Here is a 16,636-nt window from a genome sequence, read left to right as displayed (position 1 = left end):
GGCTCCGTCGGTTCAGCGCAGCGCGATCGTCGTGTTCACGCCGCCGGCCGTCGCGTCGTCGTCGAACCAGCGCGCGGTGACCGTCTTCGTCTGCGTGTAGAACTGCACGACCTGCTTGCCGTACGGGCCGAGATCGCCGAGCTTCGAGCCGCGCGAGCCGGTGAAGCTGAAGTAGGGCACCGGCACCGGAATCGGGATGTTGATGCCGACCTGGCCGACGTCGATTTCGCTCTGGAACTTGCGCGCGGCCGCGCCGCTCTGCGTGAACAGGCCCACGCCGTTGCCCATCGGGTTGCGGTTGACGAGCGCGATCGCCTCGTCGAGCGTGTCTGCTTCCATCACGACCACCACCGGCCCGAAGATTTCCTCCTTGTAGATCGACATGTCGGTCGTCACGCCCGAGAAGATCGTCGGGCCGACGAAATTGCCGTGCTCGTAGCCGGGCACCTTCACGTCGCGGCCGTCGAGCAGCAGCGTCGCGCCTTCGTTCACGCCCGCGTCGATCAGCGACAGGATGCGCGCCTTCGCCGCCTTCGACACGACCGGACCGACGTCGGTGCCGGCTTCGGCGCCCGCGTTGACCTTCAACGCCTTCGCCTTTTCGACGAGATCGGGCAGCCAGTCGCGCGCCCGGCCGACCAGCACGACGACCGACGTCGCCATGCAGCGCTGGCCGGCCGCGCCGAAGCCCGCGCCGACGAGCGCGTTGATCGACTGCTCGCGATGCGCGTCGGGCAGCACGACCGCGTGATTCTTCGCGCCCATCATCGACTGCACGCGCTTGCCGTGCTGGCTGCCGAGGTTGTACACGTGCGTGCCGACGCGCGTCGAGCCGACGAACGAGATCGCCTTGACGTCCGGGTGCGTGCACAGGCGATCGACCACCGTCTTGCCGCCGTGCACGACGTTCAGCACGCCTTGCGGCACGCCGGCCTCGAGCGCGAGTTCGACGAGCTGCATCGTCGACAGCGGGTCCTGCTCCGACGGCTTCAGCACGAACGTGTTGCCGCACACGATCGCCATCGGGAACATCCACAGCGGGATCATGCCGGGGAAGTTGAACGGCGTGATGCCCGCGCACACGCCGATCGGCTGGCGCAGCGTGTAGGTATCGACGCCGCCCGCGACGTTCTCCGCGAATTCGCCCTGCTGCAGCGTGCCGATCGAGCACGCGTGCTCGACCACTTCGAGGCCGCGGAAGATGTCGCCCTGCGCGTCGGGCAGCGTCTTGCCTTGTTCGGCCGTCAGCGTGTGCGCGATCCGTTCGAGATTGCGGCGCACGAGATCCTGGAACTTCAGCATGATGCGCAGCCGCGCGCCGATCGGCGTCGTCTTCCAGGTCTGGAACGCGCGCTGCGCGGACGCGATCGCGGCATCGACCTCGTCGAGCGTCGCGTACGGCACGCGGCCGATCACTTCCTGCGTCGCGGGGTTGACGATGTCGCCCCATTCGGCGCTTTGCGAATCGACGAACGCGCCGTCGATCAGCAGCTTGGCGGTGGGCAGGGCGAGGGTGGTCTGGGGGACTGCGGCGTTCATGGCATGCTCCGGGGAAACGGTGTGACGATGAAAAAGGGGCTGCGTCCGCCGCGCGCGCAGGCACGGCGGGCGGCAGGTCGAACTGAAATCGAATGAATGCGGGCGCTGCGAGCCGGTCGGCTTACGTCCGCGCCGGACGCATCAGCGCGGTACAAGCAAGCGCGAACACGCCGAAGCCGACGAGGTACACGATCACGTAGTGCGGCTGGCCGCCGCCGGCCTTGAGCAGCGACGTCGCGATCATCGGCGCGAAGCCGCCGCCGATCACGCCGGCGAGCTGCACCGACAGCGAGATGCCGCTGTAGCGGATTTCCGCGGGAAACTGCTGCGCGAACAGCAGCGATTCCGGCGCATAGAGAATCGGGAACACGACGCCGAGGCCGAGCACGATCGCCCACCACGCGGTCGACGTCTGCTGCGTGCCGAGCATCATGAAGAACGGCGCGGCGAATGCGCACATCAGCACGAGGCCGATCGCGAACATCCGGCGCTGGCCGATGCGGTCGCTCAGATGCCCGCACAGCGGCATCGTCACGAGCGACAGCGCGGCGCCTGCCGTGATCGCGTGCAGCATCTCGGCCTTCGGCAGATGCAGCTGCTGCGTCGCGTAAGCGAGTGCGAACGTGACGACCATGTAGAACCACGTGTTCTCGGCGGCGCGCGCGCCGACGATCGTCAGCACTTCGCGCGGATGGCGGCGCAGCGCGGCCGTCACCGGCGATTTCTCGGCCTTGCCCTGGCGCTGCATCTTCTCGAAGTCGGGCGACTCGGGCACCTTCGCGCGGATGAACCAGCCGAGGCCGACGAGCGCGATGCTCGCGAGGAACGGCACGCGCCAGCCCCACGACAGCATGTCGGCTTCCGGCAGCGCGGCCACCGCGGCCATCGCCACCGACGACAGGATCAGGCCGAGCCCGACGCCCGTCTGCGGCAGGCTGCCGAACAGCCCCTTGCGGCCTTGGGGCGCGTGCTCGACGGCCATCAGCACCGCGCCGCCCCATTCGCCGCCCACGGCCATCCCCTGCAGGAAGCGCATCGCGATCAGCAGCGCGGCGGCCCAGTAGCCGATGCTGTCGTACGACGGGATCAGCCCGATGATCATGCTCGGCACGCCCATCAGCAGCAGCGTGATCATCAGCATCGACTTGCGGCCGATGCGGTCGCCGAAGTGGCCGAACACGATGCCGCCCATCGGCCGCCCGATGAAGCCGACCGCGAACGTGCCGAACGCGGCGAGCGTGCCGACGACCGGGTCCAGCGACGGGAAGAAGATGCGGTTGAACACGAGCGCGGCGGCCGTGCCGTACAGGAAGAAGTCGTACCACTCGATCGTGGTGCCGGCCATGCTGGCCCAGCCGGCCAGCAGGTGGTGCTTCGCGGTGCGCTCGGGCGCCGGCGTCGCGATGGTCGCATGCTCATCGAGGGTGGATCGGGTCTGCATGGTGTCTCCGGTTTTATTGCCCGCGGCTCATGGTCCGCAGGTCACGGTCGAGTATAGTTATGCGCGGATTCATGATGTACCGACAAAGAAACCGGTTGGATGTGCATTTATGCATATCGACGGCCGGCCCGGAGACGCCCGCCTTTTTCCCCTCGCCGATGCGACATGCCACCGAGCCGGTTTCCGGCAACCTGAACTGGGACGACCTGCGCTTTTTCCTCGAAGTCGCGCGCACGCAGCGCGCGAGCGGCGCGGCGAAGCGTCTCGGCGTCGACTACACGACCGTCGCGCGGCGCATTCGCGCGCTCGAGGCCGCGCTGGGCACGCTGCTGTTCGACAAGTCGCGCTCCGGCGGCTTCACGCTGACGGCCGAAGGACAGCGGCTCGTCGCGTATGCGGACGCGATGGAGACGACCGTGCAATCCGCGTGCGATCAGGTCGCGAACACCGGCGAGGCGCTGTCGGGCCACGTGCGGATCGGGTCGACCGAGGGGTTCGGCTGTTTTTTCCTCGCGCCGCAGCTCGCGCGGTTCCGCGCCGCGCATCCGCACGTGACGGTCGATCTGCTGCCGGTGCCGCATTTCGTCAACCTGCCCAAGCGCGAGGCCGATCTCGCGATCACGCTCGAGCGGCCCGAGCGCGGGCCTTACGTGGTCACGAAGCTGTGCGACTACCAGTTGCGGCTCTATGCGACGCGCGACTATCTGGCGAACCACGCGCCGATTGCCTGCACGGACGATCTCGCGCGGCACGCGTTCATCAGCTACGTCGACGATCTCGCGTTCAGCAATGAGCTGCTGTACCTCGATCGCGCGGTGCCCGGCGCGACGGCCGGGTTGCGCACGACGAGCGTGATCGCGCAGGTTTTCGCGGCGCTGCAGGGCGGCGGCCTCGCGATCCTGCCGTGCTTCATCGCGGCCACGCAGCCGGCGCTGGTGCCCGTGCTGCCGAACGACGTGGTCGTCACGCGATGTTTCTGGCTGACGTGCCGCGAGGATCTGCGCAAGCTGCGGCGCGTGACCGCGCTGTGGGATTACCTGCGCGCGGCGGCGGATGCGAACCGTGCGTTGCTGGCGGGGGAGTCGGGGGCGCTGAGGTTCGTCGGCGAGCCGGCATAGCGGGTTGCACGCGCGTCGCGACGGCGGCGCGATCGACATGACCGACGTGGATGACGAAACAGCCGGCGGCGATTCGACCGGCTATCGGGGGGGAAGGCAGATGGCTTTGACGCATGCGGGCAAGGTTTTCGTGGTGTGCGTGGTCGTATTCGGCGTGGCCGCTTACTGGCTCGCGTCGCGCATGGTGCGCCGCCAGACGGGCGGCAAGCGCGGCTCCGGCGGCGCGGTCGCGTTCTGGTGGCTCGTGTGTTTTTGCCTGGTGTCGCTGTTGTTCCCGTTCGCGTACTGGATCGGCGACGAGATTTACGCGCTCGCGGTGTCGCCGACGTACGAAGCGACCGTCGTGTCCTACCAGTCGGAGTGGGACACCTGCGAGCGCCGCGAAAGCTCGGGGCGAACCTCTTCGTACCGGTGCATCAAGTACACGTCGATCCTGGAAGCCGTGATGCCGAATGGCGAGCGCATCGTGCTGCCCGGCAACATCCGCTCGGGCGCCGTGCCCGAAATCGGCGAGAAGGTCGATGTCGTGTTGCCGCAAGGGGCGCGTCAACTGCACGAGCGCAGCGCGCGCAGTATCGGCCTGCTGGCCGGCGGCGCGGTGATGGTCGCGATCATCGGGTATTTCGTCTATCTGATCGCGGCGTACGGGGCCGGGAAGAAAATCGACGGCGCGGCCCGCTTCGGCATGGCGGCGGTGGTGAACGGGCTCGTGCCGCTCGGCGCGCTACTGATGGAAATCGCATTCCTGAGCGTGCCGTACCGTTACTGGGTGCACGGGAATCCGCAGCAATGGCCGGTGTGGGTGCTCGCGCTGGGCATGCTGTTCGCGCTGGCGCTGCTGCCGTTGCTGCTGCTCTATGCGCGGGCCGCATGGCGGGCGGTCGTGAAGTAACGGCGCCTCGTCGCCTCGCGGTCGCGGCGCGGGGGGGGCGGCCGCGCCGCCGGTAGTCAACCCGGGCAGCCCAGCCGATCGGCGAGTTCGTTCAGATCCCTGACGTCGAAATCCCACGCGTCGTCTGCTTGCAGGTCGGTCGTCTGGCCGGGCCCGTGCTCGGTCGGCCGCAGCACGAACGCGGTCGACAGCCCGAGCCGGCGCGCGGCGGCCAGATCGCCGTTGTGCGCGGCCACGAGGCACAGCTCGGCCGGCGCGAGGCCGAGAATCTCGACCGCTTCGGTATAGACGGCCGGCGACGGCTTGTACGCGCGGGCGACCTCGGCGCCGAGAATCGCGTCCCACGGCAGCCCGCCGTGTTTCGCGACGTCGACCATCAGCCGGATGTTGCCGTTCGACAGCGGCGCGATGATGTAGCGCTGCTTCAGCCGGTGCAGCCCGGCGACGGAATCGGGCCACGGATCGAGCCGGTGCCATGCGAGATTGAGCGCGTCGATGTCGGCATCGGGCACGTCGACGATCCCGAAACGGTCGAGCGTGCGCACGAGGTTCTCGCGATGCAGCACGTCGAGCCGCACGTAGCGGCGGCGTCCGCTGCGGATTTCTTCCATCGACGGCGAATATTCGGCGCGCCACGCGTCGGCGAACGCGAACGGGTCGAGCGTCGGCGCGTGACGCTCCAGGAATGCGGCGGCGCCGCGCGCGACGCCGCTTCTCCAGTCGACGATCGTTCCGAAGACATCGAAAACGAGCGCCTTGATTTCGGCAGGGTTCGTCATGGTGATCGAGTGAAGGTCGTTCGATGAGGGGTCACATCGCCGTGCCGCCGGATGGCGTGGCGCCGGTTCGATCGACATTGAATCACGGATACGAAAACCCGGCCCGGGAGGGCGCGGTGCGTGGCTCGCGCGGCGGCCGGCCGGACGGTACCGGCTGACGCGCGCGCCGAACCTCGACTGGGGCCCGGTGCGTTCAGGCGGTCAGTGCCGCTTGCGGACCTGCACCTGCACCTTCCCGTCGCGAATCGGCATCACGTCCGGGCTGTCGTCGCCGACTTCGCTGGCGATCAGGTCGTTCAGGCGGCCGTTCATCGCGAGCAGCAATTCGCCGTGCTGCTTCCTGTCCATCGCGAGATTGCGCATCTCGCCCGGGTCGCTCGCGATGTCGAACAACTCGACGTCGTTGCGCGCGAACAGATCCTCCATCGTCGTCGGCCGGTTGAATTCGAGCGGCGAGAAATAGCGCGTGAAGCGGTAGCGGCCGTCGAACACGCTGCGGATCGTGCCGCGCAACCGGAAATCCGGCTGCTGCGCGAGCGCGCGGCGCAGACGTTCATCCTCCGGCACGCCTTTCTGCCGCAGCGTGCCGAGTTCCTTCAGCATCCATTCGCTGTCGTAGTACAGCAGCATCGCGTAGTTGAACAGCGTCGCATCGCGCGCGCCGCGCGGTTTCGCGTCCGCCGGTTTCGCGAGCCAGCGCGTGAGGTCGTGCCCCTTCAGCGCGCGGCCGCGGATCGTCGCGAGCCGCGCGGCGTCGAGGCCGGTGAGTCCGAGCAAGGTCGGCGCGATGTCGATGTGCGACGTCAGCGCATCGCACTGCATGCCGCCCGGATACGCGGGATGCCGGATCACGAGCGGCACGTGATTCTGCGGCTGGTACGCGGCCGCGCCCTTGCCGACGAGCTGGTGCGCGCCGACGTGGTCGCCGTGGTCGGCCGTCATCACGACGATCGTGCGTTCGTCGAGCCCGAGCGACTGCAGCGTCTGCAGCAGGCGCACGACGTGCGTGTCGCAATCGCGGATGCAGTTGAAGTAGTTGTCCTGATAGAGGCGCACGCGTTCGTCGGTGAACGGGTAGCGCCCGACGAGGTTCGCATGCGCGGCGTTGAACATGCCGTGCGCGGGCGGCCGCCCCGGCTCGTCGTACGGCTGCCGCCGCGACGCCGCGAGCGGTACGTCGCGCCATGACGTGCGGTACAGCGCGTCGTTCGGCGGCGGCGCGTTGCCGAGCATCGGGTGGTTCGCATCCTGCACCGTCGAGCCGTTCGTGTCGGTGTTTACGAACATCGCGTCGTGCGGGTTCACGAGATTCACCGCGAGGAACCACGGCCTGCCTTCCTTCGCGAGGCGCGGCGCATGGTTGCGCATCCAGCTCACCGCGGCCTCGGCCGTGAGCCCGTCGTACTGGTAGCCGCCGCGCACCATGCCGATCAGGTCGCCCACGCCGAAGTAGTCGTCGAAGCCGTACGCGCGGATCGTGCGGTTGTAGTCGGCCACGGGCGCCGTGTACGGGCTCGCGGTTTCGTGCATCGACGCGCTCAGGTGCCACTTGCCGAGATACGCGGCGTAGTAGCCGGCATCGCGCAGCATGTGGCCGACGGTGCGTATGTCCGGCGACATGTCCTGTTGCCAGGGCAGGCCCGCGTTGTCGAGCACGCCGGTGTGCTGGATGTGCTGCCCCGTATAGACCGTCGAGCGCGACGGCGAGCACACGCATGCGGCGATCTGGTGATGCATGAACGTGATGCCGTCGCGGCGCAGCGCTTCGCGGCCGGGCACCGGGAACGGCCAGCGGTCGAAGTGGCGTTCCTGGTCGGTCAGGATGAACAGGATGTTGTAGCCGGCGGGCGGGGTGGCGGGCGCCGTTGCGGCGCCGCGCAAGCCGGGATCGACGGCTGAGGCGGTCGCGGCGGCCGCGGTACCGGCGGCCGGGGCGGCCGGCGGCGGGTTCGCGGCCAGCGCATCGGCGCCGATGCCGGCCGACGCGACGGCCGCACCGGCCAGCTTGAGGAACCGACGCCGCGCGGTGGGCTCGGTGGCGGGGGCGTCCTGATCGTCTTTCACGTCGGCTGTCTCCTGGTCATGCACGGCTCGTGCCGGGGGTTTTCATGCCGACGACTATGCGGCAGGATCGCGTATCGATCGATGAAAGATCAGGATCGATCGATAACCTGACGAACATGAATGACGGAGGCGCCCGTGACCCTCGACCCCCGCGGCCCGGCCGGCCGCACGCGACCGGGCCCGCTCGCGCCGCCCGGCGCGCCGGCCCACGAGCAGCGCATCGCGCAGGCGCTGCGGCGGCTGCGTGTGCGCGACATGGAAACGCTCGATACGCTCGGCCGCACACGCAGCTTCGCGCGCACGGCCGAGGCCGCGTCGATCACGCAGCCGGCGCTGTCGAAATGGCTGCGCGAGCTCGAGGACTCGCTCGGGCTGCCGCTGTTCGAGCGCACGTCGCGGCGGGTCGCGCCGACGGCATACGGCGATGCGCTGCTCGAATGCATCGGCCGCGTGCTGACCGACATGCGCGGCGTCGCACCCGCGTTCGACGCATTGCGGACCGGCGCCGGCCGACCGGTGTCGATCGGCCTGCTGCCGAACATGGCACCGCAACTGATTCCGGGCGCGCTCGCGTGGCTGCGGGAAGCCGGCCGCCCGGTACAGCTCAACGTGCGGGAAGACACGCTCGACCGGATGCTCGTGCAGGCGCGGCGCCACGAGCTCGACCTGCTCGTGTGCCGGCTCGACGCGTCGGCGTTGAGCGCGGGGCTCGCCGTCGCGCCGTTGTACCGCGACGACATGATCGTCGTGTGCGGGCCGCGCCATCCGTTGCTCGGGCGTGCGCGGATCGGCTGGCGCGACGCCGCCGCGTTTCCGTGGATCGCGCCGCCGTTCGGTTCTCCCGCGCGCACGGCGCTCGATGCCGAGTTCGCGAAGGCCGGCCTGGCGCCGCCGGCCGTGCTGATGGAGTCGGTGTCGTGGCAGACCAACCGCGCGGTCGCCGACCAGTCGCCGTGCCTGTTCGTGCAGTCGGCCCGCGCGTTCGACCTCGCCGCGCGGGCCGGCGAGCGCGTCGGCCGGCTGCCGCTGAAGTTGTCGACGATGCCGGAGACGGTCGGTGCGTTGTATGCGGCGCCGGCGAGCGTGTCGGTCGCCGCGGCGATCGACGCGCTGAGCGCGGTGACGCGCACGCATCCTGGCGCGGACGACCGACCGGGAACGGAGCGGGGCGCGGACACATTCTGACGGATCGTTTTCGGAGAACGCGCGCGCGGCGTTCGTGCGGTGCAGCAACCTGGCGGCGAACCGTTCGCCGCTGGCGGGGGCAGCGCGGCAACCGAGCGTATCCCCTGATGGAAGCAGGTATGCCGATCGTCACGGATTGGTGTTAAATAGATTTCGGCGCGCCCTCGCTCGGCGCGCAAACGGGGCGCACCGGGCATCGGCGTAAACCCGAGGCGGAACAGGGCACGAAATATCGAAAACGAATCGGGCGCATCAGACCCGGTCGGACAGACGGCAGGATTCACTTTGAATACCGAACCGCAAAGTTCTCGCTACAGCCTCGGGCTCGCCGCGGAAGTGCTCGCATCCGAGCAGAGCGTGCTGAGGCTGATCACACGCAACACGCCGCTGCCGGAACTGTTGGTCGAGGTTTGCCGGCGTGCCGAGGCTTTGCTCGGCGACGGCGCGTCGTGCACGATCCTGCTGCTCGATACGGACGGCATGCACGTGCGCGTGGGCGCGGCGCCGTCGTTGCCCGCGCAGTACAGCGCGGCGATCGACGGCGCGACGATCGGGCCCGCGGCCGGCTCGTGCGGCACCGCGATGTACGAGCGCCGGATGGTCACCGTCGAGGACATCGAAACCGATCCGCTATGGGCCGACTACCGCGCGATCGCGTTGCCGCTGGGCTTGCGCGCGTGCTGGTCGGTGCCGTTTCTCGACGATGCGGGCGCCGTGCTCGGCGCGTTCGCCGTCTATCACCCGCGGCCGTGCCGGCCCAGCGACGAGGAAACCGCGCTGTTGCGCGATATCGGCAACAGCGTCGGCCTCGCGGTGCATCAGGACCGGATCGCGCGCCAGCTCGCGCGCAGCGAGGAACATCACCGGCTCGTCGTCAACAGCCTGAGCGAGGGCATCCTCGTCGTCTCGCGCGACGGCGTCGTGATCGCGAGCAATCCGAGCGCGAACCGGATGATGCGCGTGAAGGGCGAGCTCGTCGGCCGCCGGCTGTCGACGGTGATCCTGCGCAAGCTGCGCGAGGACGGCACGCCGATCGAGCCGCACGACTGGCCGAGCCGGCGCGCGCTCGAGACGGCCACGCCGATGCTCGACTATACGGTCGGCTTCGGTCTCGCGGACGGCGACATCATCTGGGTGCGCGGCAACGCGGTGCCGATCGTCAGGCCGGGCGACACGCAGGCCGATTCGGTGCTCGTGTCGTTCAACGACATCGGCCCCGTGCGCGAAGCGCAGCAGCAGTTGCGCTACATGGCGACCCGCGACGCGCTGACGGGCCTCTACAACCGCCGCTGGCTCGGCGACCGCATGCGCGAGCTGTTCGGCGCGCCCGACGCGGCGGGCGGGCCCGCGCGCGTCGCGATCCTGTTCATCGATCTGGTCGGCTTCAAGAAGGTCAACGACACGGCCGGCCACGACGCGGGCGACGCGCTGCTGCGCAGCGTCGCGTCGCGGCTCGCGGCCTGCGCGGACGGCCGCTACGCGCTCACGCGCGTCGGCGGCGACGAGTTCGTGATCCTCGTCGACGACTGCGACGATCCTGACCGTCTCGCGGTGCTCGCGCGCGAGGTGATCGACGCGATCGCGAAGCCGTTCGCGATCGCGAACAACGAATACTGGCTCGGCGTATCGATCGGCATCAGCGTCGCGCCGCGCGACGGCGACGATGCGGTGACGCTGATGCGCAACGCCGATTCGGCGATGTACGACGCGAAGCAGCGCGGCCGCAACCACTTCACGTTCTTCACCGCGCAGCTCAACCTGCGGCTGCAGCGCCGCTTCGCGATCGAGCAGTCGCTGCGGCGCGCGCTGGCGTCGGACACGCTGCGGCTCGCGTATCAGCCCGTCGTCGATGCGCGCAGCGGCCGCACGGTCGGCGCGGAGGCGCTGCTGCGCTGGACGAGCCCCGAGCTCGGGCCGATGTCGCCGGCGGAATTCATTCCGGTCGCGGAAGATACGGGGCTGATCGTCGCGATCGGCCAGTGGGTGCTCGAAACCGCGTGCCGGCAGGCCGCCGAGTGGCGTCGCACGATCGCGCCGGACCTGATGCTGGCCGTCAACCTGTCGCCGCGGCAGTTCCACGAGGGGCTCGTCGAATCGGTCGGCCGCTGTCTCGCGCAAACGCGGCTCGACCCGTCCGCGCTGGAGCTGGAGATCACCGAAGGCGTGCTGATGAACGATACGGACACCGTGCTGCCGATGCTCGAAGCGCTCACGGACATGAACGTGCGGATTTCGGTCGACGATTTCGGCACCGGCTATTCGTCGCTCGCGTACCTGAAGCGCTTTCCGCTGCACAACCTGAAGGTCGACCGCTCGTTCGTGTCGGGCGTGCCCGATCATCACGACTCGGTCGCGATCACGCAGGCGGTCGTCGCGATGGCGCATTCGCTCGGGATGAAGGTCACGGCCGAGGGCGTCGAGACGCAGGCGCAGTCGTGGTTCCTGCAGCAGATCGGCTGCGACATGCAGCAGGGCTACCTGTTCAGCCGCCCGCTGGACGCGGGCGACTACGCGCGCCGGCTCGGCGCCGCCTGAGCGCGGCGCGTTCGCCGGTTGCAGCCGCTACCGAGCGCCGAACCCGCCGGCGTCTGGCGGCGTCGACGACGGATCGATCTCGACCCGGTTCTTGCCCGCGTGCTTCGCGCGATAGAGCGCGCGGTCGGCCGCCTCGATCAGGACGGTCGTCGGCAGGCCGGGCGCGGGCACGATGCTCGCGCCGCCGATGCTGATCGTCACGGTCTGGTTGCCCGTCGACGAATGCGCGTGCCGCAGTCGCAGCGCCTCGACCGCGAGCCGGATCTTCTCGCCAAGCAGCCGCGCGGCGCCGGGCGACGTGCCGGGCATCACGACCGCGAATTCCTCGCCGCCGAAGCGCGCGGCGAGATCGCCCGATTGCCCGAGGCAGCGCTCGATCGTCGACGCGATCTGCTTGAGCACGCTGTCGCCCGACACGTGCCCGTACGTGTCGTTGTACAGCTTGAAGTTGTCGACGTCGATCATCAGCAGCGACAGCTCGCTGCGCTCGCGCGCGCCGCGCCGCCACTCGGCGGCCAGGTATTCGTCGAGATAGCGGCGGTTCGACAGCCCGGTCAGGCCGTCGGAGTGCGTGAGGCGCCGCAGTTCGAGATTGGCCTCGAGCAGTTGCTGCTGCGACTGCCGCAACGCGCGATAGGCCTCGTCGCGCTGCAGCAGGTTCAGGTACGAGCGCGAGTGGTAGCGGATGCGCGCGACGAGCTCGATGCGATCGGGCAGCTTGACCAGATAGTCGTTCGCGCCGGACGCGAACGCGGCGCTCTTGATCACCGGTTCTTCCTGCGTCGACAGCACGATGATCGGCACGTCGCGCGTGGCCGGATTCGCGCGGTACGCCCGCACGAGGCTCAGCCCGTCGGTGCCCGGCATCACGAGGTCCTGCAGGATCACGGTCGGGCGCGTCTCGATCGCGGCGGCCATCGCGTCGTCCGAGCGCGGGCAGTAGTGGAAGTCGATGCCTTCCTCGTCGACGAGCGCGCGCCGCACGGCTTCCGCGACGATCGTCTGGTCGTCGACCAGCAGCACCATCGCCGGCGCGTCGGCGGGCGACGCGCTCGGGCCGCCGGGCGGGCGAGTCAGGTCAATCGTCATGGTCGATGCTGATTGTTGCGGTTGTTGCAGGAGCAGGCATGGGTGTTGCGCGTGGTCATCGTCGGGCTCAGATACGCGCGAGCGCGGCCAGTTCGCCCGCGATGCGCCCGAGCGGCAGGATCGCGCGCGCCGCGCCGAGCGTCGCGGCCGCCTTCGGCATCCCGTACACGGCACTCGTCGCTTCGTCCTGCGCGATCGTATGGTAGCCCTTCATCCGCAGCGCCTTCAGGCCGATCGCGCCGTCGCGGCCCATCCCCGTCAGCAGCACGCCGATCACGCGGCCGGGCCAGTGCTCGGTCAGGCTGTTGAAGAACACGTCGACCGACGGGCGATACGGCGTGGCGGCCGGTTCCCGCGTGTATTCGAGCGTGCCGGCGCGCGTGACGCGCAGGTGATCGTCGGTCGCGGCGAGCAGCGCGACGCCCGGCTGCGGGCGGTCGCCCGCGCGGGCGACGCGCACGGTGAGCCGGGTCTGGCCGTCGAGCCATTGCGCCATGCCTTCGGCGAACGCGCGATCGACGTGCTGCACGATCACGATCGGCGCATTGAAATCGGCCGGCAGGCTGCCGAGGATCGACGCGAGCGCGCCGGGGCCGCCGGCCGATGCGCCGATCGCGACCAGCGGGCCGCCGCCGGTGCGTGCGGCCGCGCCGGCGATGCGCGCGCCGCCCGGCGCGTCGAGCAGGTGGCCGATCTGGTCGATCTTCGCGAGCAGCAGTTTCGTCGTGTCGCCGGCCGCGCCGTCGCCGAGCCGCGGCGTGTCGACCGCGTCGAGCGCACCGGCGCCCATCGCCTCGAACACGCGCCACGCGTTCGCGCCGATGCAGCTCGTCACGATCAGGATCGCGCATGGCCGTTCGGAACGCATGATCCGGCGGGTCGCCTCGATCCCGTCGCATTTCGGCATGATCAGGTCCATCAGGACGATGTCGGGCGGCTGCGTGGCGCACAGTTCGACGGCTTGCGCGCCGTCGGTCGCGACCCACAGCACGCGGTGCTCGGGCCGTCGCGCGATCGCGCGGCGCATCGCCTCGACGGCTAGCGGGAGGTCGTTGACGATGCCGATGTTCACAAGCGGAATTCTCCGGTCGGTTCGTGGTGTTGGAGCTGGGCCGGGTTCATGGAGGGGGCAGCCTGTTCGGCGCGGCCGAACGGCATCGGCGGCCGGACGGCGCGGCATTCTTTTCGGTTGGCGACGCCCGAATGCTGTCATGCGGCGCGGGCGGCGGCAATCGAAAAATTTGCGCATTGCGCCGTTTCAGACCATTTCCTCTATGGCGATGCCGCATTGCGTCCCAGCGGGCCAGTCGATCCTGTCCCGACAGGCCGCGAAAGTCCGCATGTTACCGTGCCGGCATCGACAAAAAGAAAGGAGGGAACCGAATGACCGCGCCCGAAACCGTACTCGTCAGCCGCGCTCCATACGCGCCGATCGTGATCGAGCAGGACGGCCGTTTGCTGTACCGAATCCACATCGAGAGCGGGCACGCGTCGTTCCACCGCGATTTCCCGGTCGAACCCGACGCGGTGCGCGTGCTGCGCGACGATGCCGAGCGCTACTACTTCCTGTTCGCGGCGCTTCACCATCCGTATCAGCTGCGCGCGACGAACCTCTCCGACGCGGAGCGCGAGCGCCATTTCGGCACGATCCTGTTTGCCGGCCGCGACAAGGTCGAAGCCTTCATGACGGAACGCGATCGCGCGAGCAACGGCGCGGTGGCGAACCTGCTGAGGATCTTCACGCAGGCCGATTACCGGCAAATGCGCGAGGGCCGGTGGTTCGGCGTGGGCGCGGGCACGCCGGCCGCGTAGCGGGCCGTACCGCGCATCGGGCAGCGGCCGCGCTGCCGCGCGGTCAATGGCTGCGCGCGTAGCCCTGGATCAGCGCGCGCATCATTCCCTCGACCGTCGCATCGCGCAGGTCGTCTTCCTGCTCGGCTTCCTCGACGAGCGCGGCATAGGCGGTCGCGAGCGTCACGCGGTCGACTTCATGGCGTTGCTCCATCAGCGTCACCATCCCGTCCTTCGCCAGATGGGCGGAGAACGCGCGGCTGCCGATGGTCTGGAATACGTCAATCATGGCGGCTCTCCCGTACGTTGCCGATGCTTTTCAGTGTAGTCGGCGTGCCGCGACCGCGCCACGCGGGCGGGCCGGCACGCCCGATTCATCGGATGAAAGGCGGCCGACACACGGTGCGCGCACGGTGTGCCGCTTCAACGTTTACCCGAACCTGCAAATTGTCGACTTTTTATCGATAAAGTCTCGTGTTAGATTTCGCCGTCCGAGCCCGATGCAAACCGGGCCGGCCGCGCGTGGCCGACGTGCCGCGCGTCCCCAGACACGAGGAGGAGAAATGCTGGTGCTGATTGGGGTGCCGATCGTCGTGATCGGCTTCGCGCTGCGCTTCAATGCGCTGCTGGTGGTCACGATCGCGGGGCTCGCGACGGGGCTGGCGGGCGGGCTGAATCTCGTCGACATCGTCAGCGCGTTCGGCAAGGCGTTCACCGAGAACCGCTACATGGGGCTGATCTGGCTCACGCTGCCGGTGATCGCGCTGCTCGAGCGCAACGGGCTCAAGGAGCAGGCGAAGCGGATGATCTCGCGGGTGCAGGCGGCCACCACGGGCCGCGTGCTGATGCTGTACTTCGTGCTGCGCCAGGGGACGGCCGCGCTCGGCCTCACGTCGCTCGGCGGTCACGCGCAGATGGTGCGGCCGCTGATCGCGCCGATGGCCGAGGCCGCCGCGGTCGGCCGGCACGGCGAGTTGCCCGAGTCGGTGCGCCAGCAGATCCGCGCGCATGCGTCGGGCGCCGACAACGTCGCCGTGTTCTTCGGCGAGGACATTTTCATCGCGATCCAGTCGATCCTGCTGATCAAGGGCTTTCTCGAACAGAACGGCATCTCCATCGAGCCGCTGCACCTGTCGGTGTGGGCGATCCCGACCGCCGTCGCCGCGCTGCTGATTCACTGCACGCGCCTCGCGCTGCTCGATCGCCGGCTCGCTCGCGGCTTCGGCCTGGTGAAGCAGGAGGGCGCGCGATGATCGGCCTCGAATCGCTGTACACGCTCGCGGGGCTGATGTTCGCCGCGTTCGCGTACTTCAACCTGACGGACCGCACGAACCCGCGTCGCGTCGTCAATTTCGCGTTCTGGGCCATTTATGCGGTCACGTTCCTGTTCGGCGCGCTGCTGCCGCATTTCGTGACGGGCTGCCTCGCGATCGCGCTCGCGGTGATCGCCGGTTCGGGCAAGCTTGGCCGCGGCCAGTCCGACGAGGCGGGCGGTGCGGCGGCGGTGCGGCGCGAGACGCTCGCGCAGCGGTTCGGCAACCGGCTGTTCCTGCCCGCGCTGCTGATTCCGGTCGTCACGCTGATCGGCACGTTCGCGCTGAAACTCCTGCCGTTCGTCGAGCCGAAGAGCGTGACGCTGATCTCGCTCGTGCTCGGCACGATCGTCGCGTTCGTCGTCGCGCTCGCGATGCTGCGCGATTCGCCCGTGCATGCGCTGAAGGAAGCGCGTCACACGATGGATGCGGTCGGCTGGGCCGCGATCCTGCCGCAGATGCTCGCCGCGCTCGGCGCGCTGTTCGCGGTCGCGGGCGTCGGCGGCGTGGTGTCGGGGCTCGTGAAGGAGTGGGTGCCGATCGATTCGCCGTTCGCGGTGGTCGCGGCCTATACGGTCGGCATGGCGCTGTTCACGATGATCATGGGCAACGGCTTCGCCGCGTTTCCGGTGATGACGGCCGGCATCGGGCTGCCGTTGATCGTCCATCAATTCCACGGCAATCCGGCGATCATGGGCGCGATCGGGATGCTGAGCGGCTTCTGCGGTACGCTGATGACGCCGATGGCCGCGAACTTCAACATCGTGCCCGCGGCGCTGCTCGAACTGAAGGACAAGAACGGCGTGATCAAGACGCAGTGGCCGACGGCCGTGCTGCTGCTGGCCGTGAACACGCTGCTGATGTACGCGTTCGTATTCCGCTTCTGATTC

The 16,636-nt window shown here is 69.0% G+C and carries 14 protein-coding genes; 7 read left to right on the top strand and 7 right to left on the bottom strand.

The features are described from left to right. Nucleotides 1–12: 12 nt before the first annotated feature. Both LGM42_RS03655 and LGM42_RS03650 read right to left on the bottom strand, forming a co-directional pair. The gene (locus LGM42_RS03655) at nt 13–1,539 is read right to left on the bottom strand and encodes a CoA-acylating methylmalonate-semialdehyde dehydrogenase (protein ID WP_060311157.1); all 1,527 of its coding nucleotides are present in this window, start codon (nt 1,537–1,539) and stop codon (nt 13–15) included. A 121-nt stretch (nt 1,540–1,660) separates the two neighbouring features. After that, complete coding sequence (locus LGM42_RS03650) at nt 1,661–2,980, bottom strand: MFS transporter (RefSeq protein ID WP_060311156.1); 1,320 nt, start codon at nt 2,978–2,980, stop codon at nt 1,661–1,663. A gap of 158 nt (nt 2,981–3,138) precedes the next feature. On the opposite strand from LGM42_RS03650, the gene LGM42_RS03645 reads away from it, so the two are divergent. After that, nucleotides 3,139–4,098 (top strand): LysR family transcriptional regulator, encoded by a 960-nt coding sequence (locus tag LGM42_RS03645; RefSeq protein WP_060311155.1) that lies wholly within the window; start codon nt 3,139–3,141, stop codon nt 4,096–4,098. A gap of 100 nt (nt 4,099–4,198) precedes the next feature. Next, nucleotides 4,199–4,990: a hypothetical protein gene (locus tag LGM42_RS03640; RefSeq protein ID WP_060311746.1), complete on the top strand. Its 792-nt coding sequence runs from the start codon at nt 4,199–4,201 to the stop codon at nt 4,988–4,990. A gap of 56 nt (nt 4,991–5,046) precedes the next feature. Here the strand turns inward: LGM42_RS03640 and LGM42_RS03635 are convergent, their stop codons facing one another. After that, on the bottom strand, nt 5,047–5,769 hold the full coding sequence (locus tag LGM42_RS03635; protein ID WP_060311154.1) for a haloacid dehalogenase type II: 723 nt from the start codon (nt 5,767–5,769) through the stop codon (nt 5,047–5,049). Nucleotides 5,770–5,970: 201 nt separating this feature from the next. Further along, a complete protein-coding gene (locus LGM42_RS03630) occupies nt 5,971–7,833 on the bottom strand; it encodes a sulfatase-like hydrolase/transferase (protein ID WP_226231589.1) in 1,863 nt (620 codons plus the stop codon). Between the two features lie 135 nt (nt 7,834–7,968). Here LGM42_RS03630 and LGM42_RS03625 point away from each other — a divergent pair, with 135 nt between their 5' ends. Next, nucleotides 7,969–9,018 carry a LysR substrate-binding domain-containing protein gene (locus LGM42_RS03625; protein ID WP_226231588.1) on the top strand — a complete coding sequence of 350 codons (1,050 nt, stop codon included), beginning with the start codon at nt 7,969–7,971 and terminating at the stop codon, nt 9,016–9,018. A gap of 285 nt (nt 9,019–9,303) precedes the next feature. Continuing rightward, nucleotides 9,304–11,553: a putative bifunctional diguanylate cyclase/phosphodiesterase gene (locus LGM42_RS03620; RefSeq protein WP_226231587.1), complete on the top strand. Its 2,250-nt coding sequence runs from the start codon at nt 9,304–9,306 to the stop codon at nt 11,551–11,553. Nucleotides 11,554–11,580: 27 nt separating this feature from the next. Here the strand turns inward: LGM42_RS03620 and LGM42_RS03615 are convergent, their stop codons facing one another. Then, nucleotides 11,581–12,642 (bottom strand): diguanylate cyclase, encoded by a 1,062-nt coding sequence (locus LGM42_RS03615; RefSeq protein WP_060311153.1) that lies wholly within the window; start codon nt 12,640–12,642, stop codon nt 11,581–11,583. Between the two features lie 67 nt (nt 12,643–12,709). After that, nucleotides 12,710–13,714, bottom strand: a complete 1,005-nt coding sequence (locus LGM42_RS03610; RefSeq protein WP_060311152.1) for a chemotaxis response regulator protein-glutamate methylesterase — start codon at nt 13,712–13,714, stop codon at nt 12,710–12,712. Nucleotides 13,715–14,025: 311 nt separating this feature from the next. Here LGM42_RS03610 and LGM42_RS03605 point away from each other — a divergent pair, with 311 nt between their 5' ends. Further along, nucleotides 14,026–14,454, top strand: a complete 429-nt coding sequence (locus LGM42_RS03605) for a hypothetical protein (protein WP_226231586.1) — start codon at nt 14,026–14,028, stop codon at nt 14,452–14,454. Between the two features lie 43 nt (nt 14,455–14,497). On the opposite strand, the gene LGM42_RS03600 is transcribed toward LGM42_RS03605, so the two are convergent. Beyond that, complete coding sequence (locus LGM42_RS03600) at nt 14,498–14,722, bottom strand: hypothetical protein (RefSeq protein WP_050013757.1); 225 nt, start codon at nt 14,720–14,722, stop codon at nt 14,498–14,500. 274 nt (nt 14,723–14,996) lie between these two features. Here LGM42_RS03600 and LGM42_RS03595 point away from each other — a divergent pair, with 274 nt between their 5' ends. Together LGM42_RS03595 and LGM42_RS03590 are read left to right on the top strand one after the other, a co-directional pair. After that, entirely contained in the window at nt 14,997–15,686 is a 690-nt protein-coding gene (locus LGM42_RS03595) for a DUF969 domain-containing protein (RefSeq protein ID WP_059582489.1), read from the top strand. Continuing rightward, on the top strand, nt 15,683–16,633 hold the full coding sequence (locus tag LGM42_RS03590) for a DUF979 domain-containing protein (protein ID WP_099317303.1): 951 nt from the start codon (nt 15,683–15,685) through the stop codon (nt 16,631–16,633). The genes LGM42_RS03595 and LGM42_RS03590 overlap by 4 nt, the downstream gene beginning before the upstream one ends. The last annotated feature ends 3 nt before the right edge of the window (nt 16,634–16,636 follow it).

Source organism: Burkholderia sp. AU39826 (assembly GCF_020419965.1).
GTDB classification, from domain to species: domain Bacteria; phylum Pseudomonadota; class Gammaproteobacteria; order Burkholderiales; family Burkholderiaceae; genus Burkholderia; species Burkholderia semiarida.
This window is presented reverse-complemented; position numbering and strand designations above follow the sequence as displayed.

Bases quoted from the DNA above. Each gene is read 5' to 3' on its own strand.
- LGM42_RS03615 (WP_060311153.1), bottom strand. From the start codon at position 12,642: ATGACGATTGACCTGACTCGCCCGCCCGGCGGCCCGAGCGCGTCGCCC.
- LGM42_RS03605 (WP_226231586.1), top strand. From the start codon at position 14,026: ATGACCGCGCCCGAAACCGTACTCGTCAGCCGCGCTCCATACGCGCCG.
- LGM42_RS03650 (WP_060311156.1), bottom strand. From the start codon at position 2,980: ATGCAGACCCGATCCACCCTCGATGAGCATGCGACCATCGCGACGCCG.
- LGM42_RS03655 (WP_060311157.1), bottom strand. From the start codon at position 1,539: ATGAACGCCGCAGTCCCCCAGACCACCCTCGCCCTGCCCACCGCCAAG.
- LGM42_RS03635 (WP_060311154.1), bottom strand. From the start codon at position 5,769: ATGACGAACCCTGCCGAAATCAAGGCGCTCGTTTTCGATGTCTTCGGA.
- LGM42_RS03645 (WP_060311155.1), top strand. From the start codon at position 3,139: ATGCGACATGCCACCGAGCCGGTTTCCGGCAACCTGAACTGGGACGAC.
- LGM42_RS03590 (WP_099317303.1), top strand. From the start codon at position 15,683: ATGATCGGCCTCGAATCGCTGTACACGCTCGCGGGGCTGATGTTCGCC.
- LGM42_RS03600 (WP_050013757.1), bottom strand. From the start codon at position 14,722: ATGATTGACGTATTCCAGACCATCGGCAGCCGCGCGTTCTCCGCCCAT.
- LGM42_RS03595 (WP_059582489.1), top strand. From the start codon at position 14,997: ATGCTGGTGCTGATTGGGGTGCCGATCGTCGTGATCGGCTTCGCGCTG.
- LGM42_RS03640 (WP_060311746.1), top strand. From the start codon at position 4,199: ATGGCTTTGACGCATGCGGGCAAGGTTTTCGTGGTGTGCGTGGTCGTA.